This window comes from Nocardioides panacisoli (genome assembly GCF_039537325.1).
Lineage (GTDB): Bacteria > Actinomycetota > Actinomycetes > Propionibacteriales > Nocardioidaceae > Nocardioides > Nocardioides panacisoli.
Window position 1 is genome coordinate 12176 of the sequence record NZ_BAABAH010000005.1, and the last position, 16917, is coordinate 29092.

General features: G+C 71.3%; 16 protein-coding genes. 12 read left to right on the forward strand and 4 right to left on the reverse strand.

Annotated elements, in window-relative coordinates:
* Window positions 1-6: 6 nt before the first annotated feature.
* Entirely contained in the window at window positions 7-2139 is a 2133-nt protein-coding gene (locus ABD709_RS09035; RefSeq protein WP_344774506.1) for a S8 family serine peptidase, read from the reverse strand.
* Window positions 2140-2328: 189 nt separating this feature from the next.
* Here ABD709_RS09035 and ABD709_RS09040 point away from each other — a divergent pair, with 189 nt between their 5' ends.
* Entirely contained in the window at window positions 2329-2724 is a 396-nt protein-coding gene (locus ABD709_RS09040; RefSeq protein WP_344774906.1) for a cold-shock protein, read from the forward strand.
* A gap of 1 nt (window position 2725) precedes the next feature.
* On the opposite strand, the gene ABD709_RS09045 is transcribed toward ABD709_RS09040, so the two are convergent.
* On the reverse strand, window positions 2726-4135 hold the full coding sequence (locus tag ABD709_RS09045) for an MFS transporter (RefSeq protein ID WP_344774508.1): 1410 nt from the start codon (window positions 4133-4135) through the stop codon (window positions 2726-2728).
* 89 nt (window positions 4136-4224) lie between these two features.
* Between ABD709_RS09045 and ABD709_RS09050 the strand changes: the two genes are divergently transcribed.
* A complete protein-coding gene (locus tag ABD709_RS09050) occupies window positions 4225-5004 on the forward strand; it encodes a DUF3027 domain-containing protein (RefSeq protein WP_344774510.1) in 780 nt (259 codons plus the stop codon).
* Here ABD709_RS09050 and ABD709_RS09055 read toward each other — a convergent pair.
* Window positions 5001-5300 carry a DUF2530 domain-containing protein gene (locus ABD709_RS09055; RefSeq protein ID WP_344774512.1) on the reverse strand — a complete coding sequence of 100 codons (300 nt, stop codon included), beginning with the start codon at window positions 5298-5300 and terminating at the stop codon, window positions 5001-5003. The two genes, ABD709_RS09050 and ABD709_RS09055, sit on opposite strands and share 4 nt — an antisense overlap.
* 69 nt (window positions 5301-5369) lie before the next feature.
* Here ABD709_RS09055 and ABD709_RS09060 point away from each other — a divergent pair, with 69 nt between their 5' ends.
* The 9 genes from ABD709_RS09060 to trmB all read left to right on the forward strand — a co-directional run bounded on the left by ABD709_RS09060 (window position 5370) and on the right by trmB (window position 14527).
* The gene (locus tag ABD709_RS09060) at window positions 5370-6833 is read left to right on the forward strand and encodes an NCS2 family permease (RefSeq protein WP_344774514.1); all 1464 of its coding nucleotides are present in this window, start codon (window positions 5370-5372) and stop codon (window positions 6831-6833) included.
* Window positions 6834-6910: 77 nt separating this feature from the next.
* Window positions 6911-7351, forward strand: coding sequence for a MarR family winged helix-turn-helix transcriptional regulator (locus tag ABD709_RS09065; RefSeq protein ID WP_344774516.1), 441 nt, complete (start codon window positions 6911-6913; stop codon window positions 7349-7351).
* An 87-nt stretch (window positions 7352-7438) separates the two neighbouring features.
* Entirely contained in the window at window positions 7439-8647 is a 1209-nt protein-coding gene (locus tag ABD709_RS09070; protein WP_425575096.1) for an MFS transporter, read from the forward strand.
* Window positions 8648-8819: 172 nt separating this feature from the next.
* Window positions 8820-9191, forward strand: coding sequence for a 30S ribosomal protein S12 (rpsL, locus tag ABD709_RS09075; protein WP_179669067.1), 372 nt, complete (start codon window positions 8820-8822; stop codon window positions 9189-9191).
* Between the two features lie 2 nt (window positions 9192-9193).
* On the forward strand, window positions 9194-9664 hold the full coding sequence (rpsG, locus tag ABD709_RS09080; protein ID WP_344774518.1) for a 30S ribosomal protein S7: 471 nt from the start codon (window positions 9194-9196) through the stop codon (window positions 9662-9664).
* A gap of 79 nt (window positions 9665-9743) precedes the next feature.
* Window positions 9744-11855, forward strand: a complete 2112-nt coding sequence (fusA, locus tag ABD709_RS09085) for an elongation factor G (RefSeq protein ID WP_344774520.1) — start codon at window positions 9744-9746, stop codon at window positions 11853-11855.
* Between the two features lie 66 nt (window positions 11856-11921).
* Window positions 11922-13115, forward strand: a complete 1194-nt coding sequence (tuf, locus tag ABD709_RS09090) for an elongation factor Tu (RefSeq protein WP_344774522.1) — start codon at window positions 11922-11924, stop codon at window positions 13113-13115.
* Between the two features lie 261 nt (window positions 13116-13376).
* Complete coding sequence (locus tag ABD709_RS09095; protein ID WP_344774524.1) at window positions 13377-13742, forward strand: hypothetical protein; 366 nt, start codon at window positions 13377-13379, stop codon at window positions 13740-13742.
* A gap of 47 nt (window positions 13743-13789) precedes the next feature.
* Window positions 13790-14527: a tRNA (guanosine(46)-N7)-methyltransferase TrmB gene (trmB, locus tag ABD709_RS09100; protein ID WP_344774526.1), complete on the forward strand. Its 738-nt coding sequence runs from the start codon at window positions 13790-13792 to the stop codon at window positions 14525-14527.
* Here trmB and ABD709_RS09105 read toward each other — a convergent pair.
* Window positions 14499-15224, reverse strand: a complete 726-nt coding sequence (locus ABD709_RS09105) for a tetratricopeptide repeat protein (protein WP_344774527.1) — start codon at window positions 15222-15224, stop codon at window positions 14499-14501. The genes trmB and ABD709_RS09105 overlap by 29 nt on opposite strands.
* Window positions 15225-15551: 327 nt before the next feature.
* On the opposite strand from ABD709_RS09105, the gene phoH2 reads away from it, so the two are divergent.
* Window positions 15552-16910, forward strand: a complete 1359-nt coding sequence (gene phoH2 / locus ABD709_RS09110) for an RNA 5'-3' helicase PhoH2 (RefSeq protein ID WP_344774529.1) — start codon at window positions 15552-15554, stop codon at window positions 16908-16910.
* The last annotated feature ends 7 nt before the right edge of the window (window positions 16911-16917 follow it).

Genomic DNA, 16917 nt, shown 5'->3' on the forward strand with positions numbered 1-16917 from the left:
GACAGGTCAGCGGGTCACGACGACCGGGATCCGGACGACGGTCGCCGAGCCCTCGTGCCACTCGACCACGCCGTCGTCGGTGGCCGTCGGCGCCGCAGCTGCGGAGATCCGGAAGGTGAACCGGTCGCCGGCCTCCAGGCGTGCCCACTCGGGCGAGACCTGCACGCCGTCGTGGAAGCCGCTCGGGTGCGCCGTCAGCACGACCGTGTGGTCGCTCGTGTTCGTGATCGTGCGGCGAGCGCGCAGCCTGCCGTCCGCGAGGAGGACCTGCGGCAGGTCGAGGTCGGCGCGCTCACCGACGAGCCACGCGCGGTAGCTCCGCGGCGGGACGAGGAACGCCAGGCCCGGATCGGCTTCGCCGACCGCCGCCACTCCCGCGCCCGACCGGAGGCCCGGACCGCCGACCGGTGCGGCCGTGGTCGCGAGCGCCGAGCGCACGCCGGGCGCCGTCGCTCCCGGACGCCCGAGCAGCACCGCCGCGGCGCCGGCGACCCTCGCGGCGGCCGCCGACGTGCCCGAGACCAGGTCCCACCCCGCGGGGGTCGCGGCCACCACCTCGGTGCCGGGTGCGACCACGTCCGGCTTGAGCACCGTCGACGTCGGGTCGCCGGACGGGCTGAACGCGGCGACCCGGTCAGGCCCCTGCTCGACGCCGCCGGGCAGCAGGCGCACGCGCGCCGGCTCACCGCGACGGTCGGCCCGGCGTGCCCAGGCGAGCAGCCGGTGGCCCTCCGGAGCGGCGAGGTGGACCGTCGGCACCGAGTGCAGGTCGGCGTCGACCGAGCCCTGCCGCGTGTTGACGAGGACCATGCCCGCGCCGCCCGCGAGGTCGACGGTCCGCGACTTGTCCACCCGGGGGCCCTCACCGCGGGCACACACGACGACGACGCCGTCCGTGCGCCCGGCGTCCAGGCTGCCGGGCAGGCAGTGCCGGGCAGCCGCGCGCTCGGCGCCCCGGGCCCGCAGGTCGGCGCCCAGCACCAGCCGTCCCCCGACGCGGTCGACCGTCGAGGACGCACCGCGCAGCCGCGGTCCGCCGGCCGCGAGGACCTCGCCGACGCGCTCGGCGGCGTGCGACGCACCGACGGTCACCACCCACGGCGACGGGTGCGCGGCGTAGGCACGGTCACCGGTGTTGCCGGCCGCGGCGGTCACTACGATGCCCCCCTCGGCGGCGCCGAGCAGCGCCCGCTCGACGGTGTCGATCTCGGCGCGGCCGCCGATCGAGAGGTTCAGCACGTCGACGCCGTCCGCGGTCGCCCGGTCGATCGCCGCGACGACGTCGGCCGCCGCGCAGCCGTCGTCGTCGGGGTCCGGAGCGCTCCAGCACGCCTTGTAGGCCGCGATCCGCGCCCGCGGCGCAACTCCGGAGAAGCGTCCGAGCCGGTGGCCGTGCGCGCGCACCCGCACGTCCGGAGCGCCGGCCGCGATCGACGCCATCTCGGTGCCGTGACCATCGGTGTCGTAGGGCGAGAGCACGGCTGCCGAGCGGAGAGCGTCGGTGCCGTAGCCGGCGACGAAGTACTGACCCGCGACCACCTTGGCGTTGCACGAGTCCGCGTCCCAGCCCGGGTCGTCCGGTGCGTCGGCGCACGAGCCCTGGAAGCCGCGGGGGCTCGGGCCCAGGCCCGCCGCGACGCGGAACGCCGGGTTGTCCGGGGCGATGCCCGTGTCGACCAGGCCGATCACGGTGCCCGCGCCTCCCGAGCCGGGGCGGTGCGGCGATGTCCGCGGGACCGCGAGGGCGCGGTGGGCTGAGGTGCTCGCGAGCGGCAGCACCCGGTCACGCTCGACCAGCGCGACCTCGGGGTCGTCGTCCAGCCGGTCGGCCTGCAGGGGGTCGAGCTCGACCGCGAAGCCGTTGAGGGCCGTCGTCCAGCGGTAGAGCGGCTCGCCCGCGTCGACGGAGGCGAGCACGTCGTCCTGGGCCGAGATCATCGCGGTCGCGCTGGCCGCGGGCGGCCCCGGTCGGCCGGCGGTGCCGGGGCCCTCGAGGGTGACCAGGTAGACCGCCGGACCGCCCACCTCGCGGGCCGCCGTGCCGGCGTAGGTGGGGGAGACGGCGGCCAGCAGCGAGCAGCCGAGCAGCGCCAGGGCCGACGCCCCGGCCACGACGCCTCTGCCACGAGTGCGCGCCATCCCGCCCCCTCCTTTGTCTCGGAACCGTCCATTGTGGCCCATGGGCACGACCCGCACCCAAGCTCGGCCGCGGGGCTGTGGAGGATCCCCGCCGGCGGGGAATGCCGTTGGCTCGCGCTGTTCGCGATCGCCTAGCATGGGCGGCCGGCTGCGGAACGGGCCGTGGACATGACGAGAGAGGGCGAGTCGGTGCCGACTGGCAAGGTGAAGTGGTTCGACGCGGCGAAGGGCTTCGGGTTCCTCTCCCAGTCCGACGGGCCGGACGTCTACGTCCACTCCGACGCGCTGCCCGAGGGCGTCACCACGCTCAAGCCCGGTACCCGCGTCGAGTTCGGCATCGCCCAGGGACGCCGGGGTGACCAGGCGCTGCAGGTCAAGGTGCTCGACGCTCCCGCGTCGGTCTCACGCAGCCTGGCCGCGGCGAAGCGGAAGAAGCCCGAGGAGATGGTCCCGATCGTCGAGGACCTGATCCGGCTGCTCGACGGGGTCGGCGAGGCCTACCGGCACGGCCGGCACCCCGATCGGCGTACGGCGCAGCCGGTGGCCAAGCTGCTGCGAGCGCTGGCGGACGAGCTCGAGCTCTGAGTCAGGCCCGGCTCGGGGAGGGCGGAGCCGCGGCCTGAGCCGCGGCGGCCTTCCGGTCCAGCTTCTTCGGCCGCCGGCTGAGGACGAAGAGCGCCCAGGCCGAGAGGACGACGGCGGCGACGGTGAGGCCGACGTGCGGCCACCAGGGCATGGCGATGCCGACGAAGCCGCCGACGACCCAGGCGAGCTGGAGGGTGGTGTCGCCGCGCGCGAAGGCGCTGGCGTGGGCGGTGGGCGGGACGCCGGTCTGGATGGTGGAGTCGAGGGAGACCTTGGCGAGGTACTGCGTGAGGCCGGCGGTCAGGCCGAGGGCGACCAGCGGGATCAGGCTGTAGAAGACGGCCGCGACGACGACCAGGGCGATGTCGGCCAGCAGGGCGACGACGACCGTGAGGGCCGGGGAGATCTTCTTGGCGAGCGAGGCGAAGACGATGCCGAGGGTGTTGCCGAGGCCGGCGGCGCCGATGACCAGGCCGATCAGCAGCGTCGTGCGGTCCTCCCAGCCGGGGATCGGCTTGGCGCGCAGCAGGAAGGCCATGTACATGGTGAGGAAGCCGGAGAGCCAGCGCGGGCCGCAGTTCGCGCGGAGTGCGAAGGCGACGTCGGCCGGGATGCCGGTGCCGCGCTTGCCGCCGTTGACCGGGTGCTTGCCGCTGACCGGCTGCTCGCCGGACGTGGAGTCGATCTTGGCCGGCAGCAGGATCGCGAGGACCGTGCCGGCCGCGAAGACCACGAACGCATAGCGCAGCACCCACTCGGGGCCGAAGAACGCGGCGAGGCCGGCGAGCGGGGCGGAGACACTCGCTCCCACGACGCCCGCGAGGGAGACCCGGCCGTTGGCCTTGACGAGCGTCATGCCGTCGGGGATCAGGCGGGGTACGGCGGAGGCGCGCGCGACGCCGTACGCCTTGGAGGAGACGAGCACGCCGAGCGCGGCGGGATAGAACCAGAGCGAGTGGCCGGCGATCGCGCCCGCCAGGACCCAGCAGAGGAAGCCGCGGATCGCGAAGGTGGCGCCGATCGCCCAGCGGCGGCCGTAGCTGAACCGGTCGAGGAACGGGCCGATCAGCGGCGCGACGATCGCGAACGGCAGCATGGTCAGGCCCAGGAACAGCGCGACCTTGTCGCGCGCGTCGCTGGTCGCCCCGGCGAAGAACACCGTGCCGGCGAGGGCGATCGTCACCGCCGCGTCGCCGGCGGCGCTGGTCGCGTGCAGCTCGATCAGCCGGTTGAGCCCGGAGCGCTCGGCCCCTTGGGCGCCCGCGGCCTTGCGCGCCTGGCCGAGCGTGAACCGGCCGAACCGACCGACTCCTCGGAAGACCGCGCGGGCGCCGTTCGCAGCCGCGTTCCCACCTCCGTCCGCCTGCTGCGGCGGCTCGGCCGTCGGCGTCTCCGGGGGGTCGGTCGTCACCCGGCTATCTTGCCCCGTCCGACCACCTCGATGCCCACAACCTGCGGGACGGTGTGACGAATGCGGCGCCGATGAGGGACGATGTGCCCGTGCCCACCACCCTCGTGCGCAAGCTGACCGACGCTGCGACCGCCGACGCGGTCGACCAGGCGCGTGCCGCGCTGCTCGAGGACGTGCCGGCCGAGGACGTCGGCGACTACCTCGGCCACGAGCTCGACGGCCTCCGGGTCGTCACCCACCGGTTCGCGTGCACCCGTCGCGGCTACGTCGGCTGGCACTGGGCCGTCACCCTGACCCGGGCGTCCCGGCAGAAGCGGGTCACCGTCGACGAGGTCGTGCTCCTGCCCGGTGACGAGGCGATCGTCGCCCCGGCGTGGGTGCCCTACCGCGAGCGGATCAAGTCCGGCGACCTCTCGCCCGGCGACCTGCTCCCCGTCTCCGACGACGACCCGCGGCTGGTCCCGACGTACTCCTTCGGCGACGACCCGCTCGACGCCGACGCCAAGGCCCAGATCCGCACCGTGGCCAAGGACCTCGGCCTCGGCCGGGTCCGCACCCTGTCGCCGGAGGGCCGCGACCTGGCAGCCGAGCGGTGGTACGACGGCGACGGCGGGCCCGACTCGCCGATCGCGAAGTCCGCGCCCGACCACTGCAGCAGCTGCGGCTTCCTGGTCCGGCTCGCCGGGCCGCTCTCGGAGCTGTTCGGCGTCTGCGCCAACGCCGACGCCAACGACGACGGCCGCGTGGTCTCCTTCGACCACGGCTGCGGCGCGCACTCGGAGGTGCGGCTCAGCAAGCGGCAGCAGCCGGTGCCGCCGGCGCCCCCGGTCATCGACACGATGACCGCCGACGACCTCGAGCTCTTCTAGGAGTCCTGGGTCGTCCCCGCCTCGCGGGCGGCACGAACGATGCGGCGGCGCTTGCAGTACTCCGCGCCGAGCAGCCCGAGGCCCACCCCGGCCAGGCACATCCACAGCAGCCAGAGGCGGCCGGACTCCTCGAGCTTGCCGTAGAACGGCAGCAGGGCGACGAACGCGATCGCGAACAGCGCGGTGCCGACCTGGACCGTGCGCACCCCGTCGACGTCGAGCGGCTCGACCGGCGCCAGCAGGTAGGTCCGGTTGCCGATCTCGTGCTTCATCGGCTGCTCGTCGCGGAGGTCCACGAGGTCACGCTACCCCCGCTCAGCGCGGTGCCCACCGATCAGGTGCGCGCTGTGCCATGCTGCCGATTCGTGAGCTCCCAGGCTGCCACCCAGCAGAACGTCGTCGACCGCTTCTTCCGGATCCACGAGCGCGGGTCGACCGTGGGCCGCGAGATCCGAGGCGGTCTGGTCACCTTCTTCACGATGGCCTACATCATCGTGCTGAACCCCCTGATCCTGGGGTTCGCACCGGACGGCGACGGCCACTTCCTCGGCGGTGGGACCGGTGACGGCTCGAACCTCGCTGCGATCGCCGCCGCGACCTCCCTGGTCGCCGGCATCATGACGATCCTGATGGGCGTCGTGGCGAACTACCCGCTCGCCCTCGCCACCGGGCTCGGTCTCAACGCGTTCCTGGCGGTCTCGGTCGCCTCCCAGATGACCTGGGCCGACGCGATGGGATTGGTCGTGCTCGAGGGCGTGATCATCCTCGTGCTGGTCCTGACCGGGTTCCGCAAGGCGGTCTTCCACGCGGTGCCGGCGCAGCTCAAGGTCGCGATCTCGGTCGGCATCGGCCTGTTCATCGCACTGATCGGCTTCGTGGACGCCGGCTGGGTCCGCCGGATCCCCGACGTCGCGCACACGACGGTGCCCGTCCAGCTCGGTCCCACCGGTCAGCTCGCCGGCTGGCCGGCCGCGGTGTTCGCCTTCGGCCTGGCGCTCGTCGTGGTGCTGTGGGTGCGCAAGGTCAAGGGCGCCATCCTGATCTCGATCCTGGTCACGACGATCCTCGCGATCATCGTGGAGTCGATCGGCGACCTCGGCTCGTCGCAGGCCTCGGCGACCGGCTGGAGCCTCAACGTCCCGCAGTGGCCGGACAAGATCGTGGACAACCCGGACTTCGCCACCGTCTTCCACTTCAACCTGCTCGACTCCTTCGACAAGGCCGGCGTGGTGACCGGGATCCTGCTGGTCTTCACCCTGCTGCTCGCCGACTTCTTCGACACCATGGGCACGATGACGGCGATCGGCGCCGAGGCGGGCCTGCTCGACGAGGAGGGCGTGCCGCCGAACGCCCAGCGGATCCTGATCGTCGACTCCCTCGCGGCCGCCGCGGGCGGTGCCGCCGGCGTCTCCTCGAACACGTCCTACATCGAGTCGGCCTCGGGCGTCGGCGAGGGCGCGCGCACCGGCCTGGCGTCGGTCGTCACCGGCGTGTTGTTCCTGCTCTCGATCTTCCTCGCGCCGCTCGTGGCGATCATCCCGAGCGAGGCCGCCGTGCCGGCCCTCGTGCTCGTCGGCTTCCTGATGATGCAGCAGGTCCGCGGCATCGACTGGGAGGACCTCGAGATCGCCGTGCCGGCGTTCCTGACGATCGTGCTGATGCCGTTCACCTACTCGATCTCGGTCGGCATCGGCGCGGGGTTCATCGCCTTCACGCTGATCAAGGTGATCCGCGGCAAGATCGGCGAGATCCACCCGCTGATGTGGGTGGTGGCGATCCTCTTCGTCGTCTACTTCGCGATCCACCCGATCACCGCGGTGCTCACCTGAGCGGAGGCCCCGGGGCGTGGTCCCGGGGCCTTCCTCAGGGGGAATGCTTAGCGTGACTAATGAGTTATGCTAAAGACATGACGACCCAGGCCACGCGTACCGTCGGGCTCGCCGCCGAGCTGCGGCTGGCCGTGATGCGGCTGCGCCGCCGACTCGCGTTGGAGCGGGACCCGGCCAACGAGCTGAGCCTCACCCAGATGGCGGTCCTGGCCGGCCTGCTGCGCAACGGCGACATGACGATCGGGGCGCTCGCCGCCCGCGAGCGCGTGCAGCCGCCCAGCATGACCCGCACGGTCAACTGCCTCGCCGAGGGGGAGTACGTCGAGCGCCGGGCACATCCCGACGACGGGCGGCAGGTCGTCGTCGCCCTCACCGACGCCGGCCGGGCCACCGTGCTGGCCGACCGTGCCCGCCGCGACGCCTGGCTCGCTCGCCGCCTCGACGGCCTGACGAGCGACGAGCGGGAGACCCTCCGCAAGGCCGCGCCGCTGCTGCAGCGGCTGGCCGAGTCCGACTGACCGCCGACCGACCACGAAGGAGCAACCACGAGCCCCACGTTCCGATCCCTCGCCCACCACAACTACCGGCTCTACCTCGCCGGCAGCATCGTCTCCAACGTCGGGACGTGGATGCAGCGGGTCGCCCAGGACTGGCTCGTCCTCTCCATCCCCGGCAACGGCGGCGCCCAGCTCGGCATCACCACCGGCCTGCAGTTCCTCCCGATCCTGCTGCTCTCGCCCTACGCGGGCGTCGTCGCCGACCGGTTCCCGAAGCGCCGGCTGCTGCAGATCACCCAGGCCATGATGGCCGTCGCCGCGCTCGCGCTGGGCGTCGTCGCGGCCCTCGGCGCCGTCCACACCTGGCACGTCTACGCGATCGCGTTCGCGTTCGGCATCGGCGCCGCCTTCGACGCGCCCGCACGGCAGTCGTTCGTCTCCGAGATGGTGGGCACCGACGACGTGACCAACGCGGTGGGCCTCAACTCCGCGGCCTTCAACACCGCGCGACTGATCGGCCCGGCGCTCGCCGGCGTGCTGATCGGACTCCTCGGCGGTGGCATGAGGGCGACCGGCTGGGTCATCCTGCTGAACGCCGTGTCCTACCTCGCGGTGATCGCCCAGCTCGAGCGGATGGACGCTCGCGCCCTGCACTCGCCCAAGCCGGTGGGTCGGCGGCCCGGGCTGCTGCTCGAGGGGATGCGCTACGTCGCGGGCCAGCCCAAGATGCTGATGATCCTGGTGCTGGTCTTCTTCGCCGGCGCCTTCGGCATGAACTTCCAGATGACGTCGGCCCTGATGGCGACCGAGGTGTTCGACAAGGGCGCGGGGGAGTACGGCGTGCTGGGCTCGGCGTTGGCCATCGGCTCCCTGAGCGGGGCGCTGCTCGCCGCCCGCCGTCCGCGCATCCGGGTGCGCCTGCTGATCGCGGCGGCGGTCGCCTTCGGGGTCGCCGAGATCGTGGCGGGCCTGCTCCCGTCGTACGTCTCCTTCATGGTGTTCAGCCCGCTCATCGGGTTCAGCACCATCACGCTGCTCAACTCGGCCAACGCCACCATGCAGGTCGAGAGCGACCCTGCCTTCCGCGGCCGGGTGATGGCGCTCTACATGACGATCGTGATGGGCGGCACCCCGCTGGGCGCTCCCGTGATCGGCTGGATCGGGCAGCAGTTCGGCGCCCGGTGGACCTTGGAGGTCGGCGGTATCCTCGTCCTCGTGGGCGTGGCGCTCGCGCTGCTGGTCAGGGCGTGGGTCTCGAGGCGGATCGAGCGCCCGGAAGTGGCGCTGGAGACCGCAGACCTGCGATTTGGTACCTGATCTGGCGCCCCGGTAGCCTTGTCGCTTGTGTCTGGGTACCCGGACACCTCGCGCGTGCCCGAAAACCGCTCGGTGACAGGGTGCGCCGGAACGGCACGACAGCAGCAACGCAACACGCCCAGCCCGGCAGGTCGCCAGGCCGTGAGAGAAGACCCAGAAAGGGAACCACTCGGTGCCCACCATCAACCAGTTGGTCCGCAAGGGCCGCCAGGACAAGGTGTCCAAGAACAAGACGCCTGCCCTGAAGGGTTCGCCCCAGCGACGCGGTGTGTGCACCCGCGTCTACACCACCACCCCGAAGAAGCCGAACTCCGCCCTCCGGAAGGTCGCCCGCGTGCGCCTGTCCAGCGGCGTCGAGGTCACCGCCTACATCCCGGGTGAGGGTCACAACCTGCAGGAGCACTCGATCGTGCTCGTCCGCGGCGGTCGTGTGAAGGACCTGCCCGGTGTCCGTTACAAGGTCATCCGTGGCGCGCTCGACACCCAGGCCGTGAAGAACCGTAAGCAGGCTCGCAGCCGCTACGGCGCCAAGAAGGAGAAGTAGGAATGCCGCGCAAGGGTCCGGCCCCGAAGCGGCCGATCGACATCGACCCCGTCTACGGGTCCCAGCTGGTCAGCCAGCTCGTCTCCAAGGTGCTCAAGGACGGCAAGAAGCAGGTCGCCCAGCGCATCGTCTACGGCGCGCTCGAGGGCACCCGCGACAAGACCGGCACCGACCCGGTCATCACGCTCAAGCGTGCGCTCGACAACGTCCGCCCGGCGATCGAGGTCAAGTCCCGCCGCGTCGGTGGCGCGACCTACCAGGTCCCGATCGAGGTCAAGGGCACGCGCGGCACCACGCTCGCGCTGCGCTGGCTGGTCGGCTACGCCGCCGAGCGTCGCGAGAAGACCATGAGCGAGCGCCTCATGAACGAGATCCTGGACGCCTCCAACGGCCTCGGTGCGGCCGTCAAGAAGCGCGAGGACACGCACAAGATGGCCGAGTCCAACAAGGCATTCGCCCACTACCGCTGGTGATCTCCGAGCGCGGAGCCGCCGCCCGGCGGCGCGCTCCGCGCGACACCAGTCCATCCCTAGCTAAGGAACGCTGACTCACGTGGCAGTCGACATCACGACGGACCTCAACAAGGTCCGCAACATCGGCATCATGGCGCACATCGACGCCGGCAAGACCACCACCACCGAGCGCATCCTCTTCTACACGGGCATCACCTACAAGATCGGTGAGGTCCACGAGGGCGCGGCGACGATGGACTGGATGGAGCAGGAGCAGGAGCGCGGCATCACGATCACGTCCGCCGCGACGACCTGCTGGTGGAAGGACCACCAGATCAACATCATCGACACGCCCGGGCACGTCGACTTCACCGCCGAGGTCGAGCGCTCGCTGCGCGTCCTCGACGGTGCCGTGGCGGTCTTCGACGGCGTGGCCGGCGTCGAGCCGCAGACGATGACCGTGTGGCGCCAGGCCAACAAGTACTCCGTGCCCCGGATGTGCTTCGTCAACAAGCTCGACCGCACCGGCGCCGACTTCTTCAACTGCGTGCAGATGATGGTCGACCGGCTCAACTCCACCCCGCTGGTGCTGCAGCTCCCGATCGGCTCCGAGTCCGACTTCATCGGCGTCGTGGACCTGGTCGGCATGCGCGCCCTCGTGTGGCGCGGCGAGACGAAGATGGGCGAGGACTACGTCGTCGAGGAGATCCCGGCCGAGCTCGTCGAGCAGGCCGCGGAGTACCGGGAGAAGCTGCTCGAGACCCTCTCCGAGGCCGACGACGACGTCATGGAGAAGTACCTCGAGGGCGAGGAGTTCACGGTCGAGGAGCTCAACGCGGCGATCCGCCGGGCGACCCTGGCCGACAAGCTGAACCCGGTCCTGTGCGGCACCGCGTTCAAGAACAAGGGCGTCCAGCCCCTGCTCGACGCGGTCGTCAACTTCCTGCCGTCGCCCCTCGACATCGACGCGATCGTCGGTCACGACCCGCGCGACGAGTCCAAGGAGATCCTGCGCCGCCCGTCCGACGACGAGCCGTTCGCCGGCCTGGCCTACAAGATCGCGTCCGACCCGCATCTCGGCAAGCTGATCTACGTCCGCGTCTACTCGGGCAAGCTCGAGGCCGGCTCAACCGTGGTCAACTCGGTCAACGGCCGCAAGGAGCGGATCGGCAAGGTCTACCAGATGCACGCGAACAAGCGTGAGGAGATCGCGTCGGTCGGCGCCGGCCAGATCGTGGCGGTCATGGGCCTCAAGGACACCAAGACCGGTCACACGCTGAGCGACCCCGGCAACCAGGTCGTGCTCGAGTCGATGACGTTCCCGGCCCCGGTGATCGAGGTCGCGATCGAGCCCAAGACCAAGAGCGACCAGGAGAAGCTCGGCACGGCGATCCAGCGGCTCTCCGACGAGGACCCGACCTTCACCGTCAAGACCGACGAGGAGACCGGCCAGACCATCATCGCCGGCATGGGCGAGCTCCACCTCGAGATCCTGGTCGACCGGATGAAGCGCGAGTTCCGCGTCGAGGCGACCGTCGGCAAGCCGCAGGTGGCCTACCGCGAGACCATCCGCAAGGAGGTCGCGAACCACAGCTACACCCACAAGAAGCAGACCGGTGGGTCGGGCCAGTTCGCGAAGGTCGTGGTCTCCCTGGAGCCGAACATCGACCCCGAGACCGGCCAGGGTGCGGGCTACGAGTTCATCAACAACGTCTCCGGTGGTCGCGTGCCGAAGGAGTACATCCCCTCGGTCGACCAGGGCGGTCAGGAGGCCATGGAGTTCGGCGTGCTCGCGGGCTACCCGATGGTCGACGTGAAGTTCACCCTCGAGGACGGCGCCTACCACGACGTCGACTCCTCGGAGCTGGCGTTCAAGATCGCCGGCCTGCAGGCCTTCAAGGAGGCCGCCCGCATGGCCAAGCCGGTGCTCCTGGAGCCGATGTTCGCTGTCGAGGTCACCACGCCGGAGAGCTTCCTCGGCACCGTGATCGGCGACATCAACAGCCGTCGCGGGCAGATCAGGGCGCAGGAGGAGCGTCACGGCGACATCGTCGTGAACGCCCTCGTCCCGCTGTCCGAGATGTTCGGGTACGTTGGCGACCTGAGGTCCAAGACCTCCGGCCAGGCCTCGTACTCGATGGAGTTCGACTCGTACGCCGAGGTTCCCACGAACGTCGCCGACGAGATCGTCAAGAAGGCGCGCGGCGAGTAACGCCGTACGGCCTCGGCATCATCACCAGTACGAGTCAGGTAAGAAAACACATCAGGAGGAGCCCCAGTGGCTAAGGCGAAGTTCGAGCGGACCAAGCCGCACGTGAACATCGGCACGATCGGTCACATCGACCACGGCAAGACCACGCTGACCGCGGCGATCTCGAAGGTCCTGCACGACAAGTACCCGGACCTCAACGAGGCGTCGCCGTTCGACCAGATCGACAAGGCTCCCGAGGAGCGGCAGCGCGGTATCACGATCTCGATCGCGCACATCGAGTACCAGACCGAGGCGCGCCACTACGCCCACGTCGACTGCCCCGGTCACGCCGACTACATCAAGAACATGATCACCGGCGCGGCGCAGATGGACGGTGCGATCCTCGTGGTCGCCGCCACCGACGGCCCGATGCCGCAGACCCGTGAGCACGTGCTGCTCGCGCGTCAGGTTGGCGTCCCGGCGATCGTCGTCGCGCTCAACAAGTGCGACATGGTCGACGACGAGGAGCTCATCGAGCTCGTCGAGATGGAGGTCCGTGAGCTGCTCTCCGAGTACGAGTTCCCGGGCGACGACATCCCGGTCGTGCGCGTTGCGGCCTTCCCGGCGCTGAACGGCGACGAGAAGTGGGCCGAGTCGGTCGCCGAGCTGATGAGCGCGGTGGACGAGTACATCCCGCAGCCGGAGCGTGACACCGAGAAGCCGTTCCTGATGCCCGTTGAGGACGTCTTCACGATCACCGGTCGTGGCACCGTCATCACCGGCCGTATCGAGCGCGGCATCGTCAAGGTCAACGAGGAGGTCGAGATCATCGGCATCCGCGAGGGCTCGCAGAAGTCGACGGTCACCGGCGTCGAGATGTTCCGCAAGCTGCTCGACGAGGGCCAGGCCGGTGAGAACGTCGGTCTGCTGCTCCGTGGCACGAAGCGTGAGGACGTCGAGCGAGGCATGGTGGTCATCAAGCCGGGCACCACGACCCCGCACACCAACTTCGAGGCCTCGGTCTACATCCTGTCCAAGGACGAGGGTGGCCGGCACACGCCGTTCTTCAACAACTACCGTCCGCAGTTCTACTTCCGGACCACGGACGTGACCGGCGTGGTGACCCTCCCCGAGGGCACCGAGATGGTCATGCCGGGCGACAACACCGAGATGTCGGTCGAGCTGATCCAGCCGATCGCCATGGAGGAGGGTCTCCGGTTCGCGATCCGCGAGGGTGGCCGCACCGTCGGCGCCGGTCGGGTCACGAAGATCACCAAGTGATCGACTGATCGACTGATCCAACGCGACGCCCCCCGGAGCCGAAGGCTCCGGGGGGCGTCGTCGTTGGATCAGCCTCGCGAGTGCTTCCGAGCCGAGTCGGCGGAAACTGCCGCCGCGAGCGCAGCGAGCCCCGCGAAGTTTGCGCCGACTCGGCGATCCCCGCCCGCAGCGCCCGGCCCGCAACCGCCCGGAGCGTGCAGAGATGGGCCGACTCGACGTCGTACGCGTGCAGAGATGGGCCGACTCGGCGATGATCACGGCATGAGCCAGCCGCCACCGAACGGCCCCTACGGGGGTGGGCCCTACCCGCCGAGCCCCGGCTACCCGGGCTACGGCTACCCGCCGCCCGCCGCGGACCACCCGCAGACGACGACCATCATGATCCTGGGGATCCTCGGGCTGGTGCTGTGCCAGGTGTGCGCGCCGTTCGCGTGGGTGATGGGCAGCAGGGCCCGCAAGGAGATCGCGGCCGCGCCGCCGGGTACCTACGGGCCGTCGACGGGCATCACGGTCGGCTGGGTGCTCGGCATCGTCGGCAGCGTGCTGCTGATCCTCGGCGTGCTGTTCTTCGTCGTCTACTTCGTCATCATCATCGCGGTCCTGGGCGCCTCGGTCTCGTCCTCCTGAGCGCCCCGGCTGCCCGGCGGGACACGGCTGCACGGGACAATGGCCGCATGTCCGACCACCGCGTGCCCCCCGCCCGGCCGCACCAGCGGCTGACCGAGGACGGGCGCCGGGTCCGCGAGGTGCTGACCTACTCCCGGCGCGGCAGCCGGTTCTCGCCGCATCAGCAGGCCGCGTGGGACGAGCACCACGAGGCGTGGGTGATTCCCGACGAGGCCGTGGACCAGCCCGGCTTCTCGTTGGACACCTGGTTCGGGCGCGGGCCCGAGGACCGCGACGGGCTGATCGTCGAGATCGGCTCGGGCGTCGGCGAGGCCACCGCGGCGCTCGCGGCCGCGCGGCCGGCGTACGACGTGCTCGCCTTCGAGGTCTGGCGCCCGGGGGTGGCCTCCGGGCTGCGACTGGTCGCCGAGGCGGGGGCGACCAACGTCCGCTACTGCGGCGTCGACGCGGTCTGGTCGGTGGAGCACCTGCTCGCTCCCGGCAGCGTCGCCGAGCTGTGGACGTTCTTCCCGGACCCGTGGCACAAGACGCGGCACCAGAAGCGTCGCCTGGTGACGCCGGCGTTCGCGGCGCTGGCGGCCAGCCGGCTCCGGCCCGGCGGGCTCTGGCGGCTGGCGACCGACTGGGCGGCGTACGCCGAGCAGATGGTCGAGGTCCTCGGCGCCGAGCCCGGCCTCGAGGGCGGCGTGGTCGAGCGGTGGGCCGAGCGGCCGGTCACGAAGTTCGAGCGCAAGGGCGTCGCGGCCGGGCGGACGATCACGGACCTGTGCTACCGCCGCCGGTGAGGGTGGCGAGCTCCTCGTCGACGTAGGGGTCGACCTCGCCGATGGCGTCGAGCTCCGCCTTGAGCGCGGTCTGCATCGCGAGCGCCTCGTCGGTCCGGCCGAGGTTGCGCAGCGCCCAGGCGACCATCCAGCGGGCCACCCGGGTCCTCGCGTCGTCCCCGATCCGTTCCCGCGCCGCAAGTGCCTCCTCGAAGACCCCCAGCGCCTCGGCGAAGTCGCCGCGGTCGGCGTAGGTCATCCCGAGGTTGGTGAGGAGCGAGGCGTCCCAGTCCCTGGCCCGCTGGTCACTGCTCGCCCGGGCAACCGCCAGCGCCTGCTCCGACAGCGCCGCCTGGTCGGCCGGATCGGCCACGAGGACGAGCATGTGCAGCGCGTCGACGTGGAGCTCCTCGAGGCCCTGCTCGCTCGCGGCTGCCGCAGCGGACCGGAAGTGGTCGACGGCGGACTCCGGGGCGCCGCTGGACCGGAGGAGGCGCCCGCGCTCCAGGTCGATCCGTACGCCGACCTCGCCCCCGGCCGGCGGAAGGTCGTCGAGGACCGCGAAGCCCTCGTCGTACCGCTCCTGCAGGCCGAGCGCCCGCGCGAGCTGGGTCAGCATGACCGCCCGCTCCGGATCGGCGGCGGCGTCCGCCGCGGCACGGAACCGCTGCTCGGAGCCGGCGGCGTCGTCGAAGTCCCAGAGGTCCAGCGGGTGCACGGCCCGATTCTGGCACTCGCCGTTCACCCACCCGTTCGGGCGTGTCGCCCTGCGGGTGGGGTGCGGCGGCGTACCTTCCGAGTCAATGGCGGGTGGGGAAGCCCGCTACATCTGGAGGCCCGTTCGTGAACCACGACTCGAAAGCCCACCGGGAGCAGGGCAGGACCTGCGCTGGCCCGGACCGGGTGGAGAGGCGCCGGCACCCCGGCGTTCGGGCAGGCACGCGAGACCGGACACTCCGTCCCGATCGCGCCGTCGCCTCCCGGTCCACCGCTGATCAGTAGAGGACCGGGCGCGGGTGTCGCGTGCGGTCGGTGAGGTGAAGTCGTGGCAACAACACGCCAGGCCAAGTCCCCGTCCCGCACCACGTCCGGATCACGCGCCAGGAAGAAGCGGCGCACCTACGTCCTCGACACCAGCGTCCTGCTCGCCGACCCCGGCGCGCTCCGCCGGTTCGCCGAGCACGAGGTCGTGCTGCCGGTGGTCGTGATCACCGAGCTGGAGGGCAAGCGGCACCACCCCGAGCTGGGCTACTTCGCCCGCGGTGCCCTGCGGATGCTGGACGAGATGCGCGTCAGCCACGGCCGCCTCGACACCCCGGTCCCCGTCGGCGACGACGGCGGGAGCGTGCGGGTGGAGCTCAACCACACCGACGCCGCGTCGCTCCCGTCCGGCTTCCGGCTGGGCGACAACGACACCCGGATCCTCGCCGTCGCCCGCAACCTGGCGAACGAGGGCCACGACGTCACCCTGGTCTCCAAGGACCTCCCCCTGCGGATCAAGGCGTCCGCGGTCGGGCTGGACGCCGAGGAGTACCGGGGCGAGGCGATCTCCGACTCCGACACCGGCTACACCGGCATGGCCGAGCTCGAGGTGGCGGCCGCCGACCTCGACGAGCTCTACGACGACGGCACCGTCGACCTCGCCGACGCGCGCGACCTGCCCTGCCACACCGGTCTGGTCCTGCTCTCCGAGCGCGGCACCGCCCTCGGCCGGGTGGGTCCCGACAAGCTCGTCCACCTGGTCCGCGGCGACCGCGAGGCGTTCGGCATCCACGGCCGCAGCGCCGAGCAGCGCATCGCGCTCGAGACGCTGCTCGACCCCGAGGTCGGCATCGTCTCGCTCGGCGGCCGCGCCGGCACCGGCAAGTCCGCCCTCGCGCTGTGCGCCGGCCTGGAGGCGGTGATGGAGCGGCAGCAGCACAAGAAGGTCGTCGTCTTCCGTCCGCTCTTCGCCGTCGGCGGCCAGGAGCTCGGCTACCTGCCCGGCACCGAGTCGGAGAAGATGTCGCCCTGGGGGCAGGCGGTCTTCGACACCCTCGGCGCGCTGACCTCCCGCGACGTGATCGACGAGGTCCTCGACCGCGGCATGCTCGAGGTGCTGCCGCTGACCCACATCCGCGGCCGGTCGCTGCACGACTCGTTCGTGATCGTCGACGAGGCGCAGTCGCTGGAGCGCAACGTGCTGCTGACCGTGCTGTCGCGGATCGGCGCCAACTCCAAGGTCGTGCTCACCCACGACGTGGCCCAGCGCGACAACCTGCGCGTCGGCCGCCACGACGGCGTCGTCGCGGTGGTGGAGAAGCTCAAGGGCCACCCGCTCTTCGCCCACGTCACCCTCACCCGCTCCGAGCGCTCCCCCATCGCGGCGCTGGTCACCGAGATGCTGGAGAACGTGGTGGTGTGACGGCGGG

Bases quoted from the DNA above. Each gene is read 5' to 3' on its own strand.
- trmB (WP_344774526.1), top strand. From the start codon at position 13,790: ATGTCCGACCACCGCGTGCCCCCCGCCCGGCCGCACCAGCGGCTGACC.
- rpsG (WP_344774518.1), top strand. From the start codon at position 9,194: ATGCCGCGCAAGGGTCCGGCCCCGAAGCGGCCGATCGACATCGACCCC.
- ABD709_RS09035 (WP_344774506.1), bottom strand. From the start codon at position 2,139: ATGGCGCGCACTCGTGGCAGAGGCGTCGTGGCCGGGGCGTCGGCCCTG.
- ABD709_RS09095 (WP_344774524.1), top strand. From the start codon at position 13,377: ATGAGCCAGCCGCCACCGAACGGCCCCTACGGGGGTGGGCCCTACCCG.
- ABD709_RS09065 (WP_344774516.1), top strand. From the start codon at position 6,911: ATGACGACCCAGGCCACGCGTACCGTCGGGCTCGCCGCCGAGCTGCGG.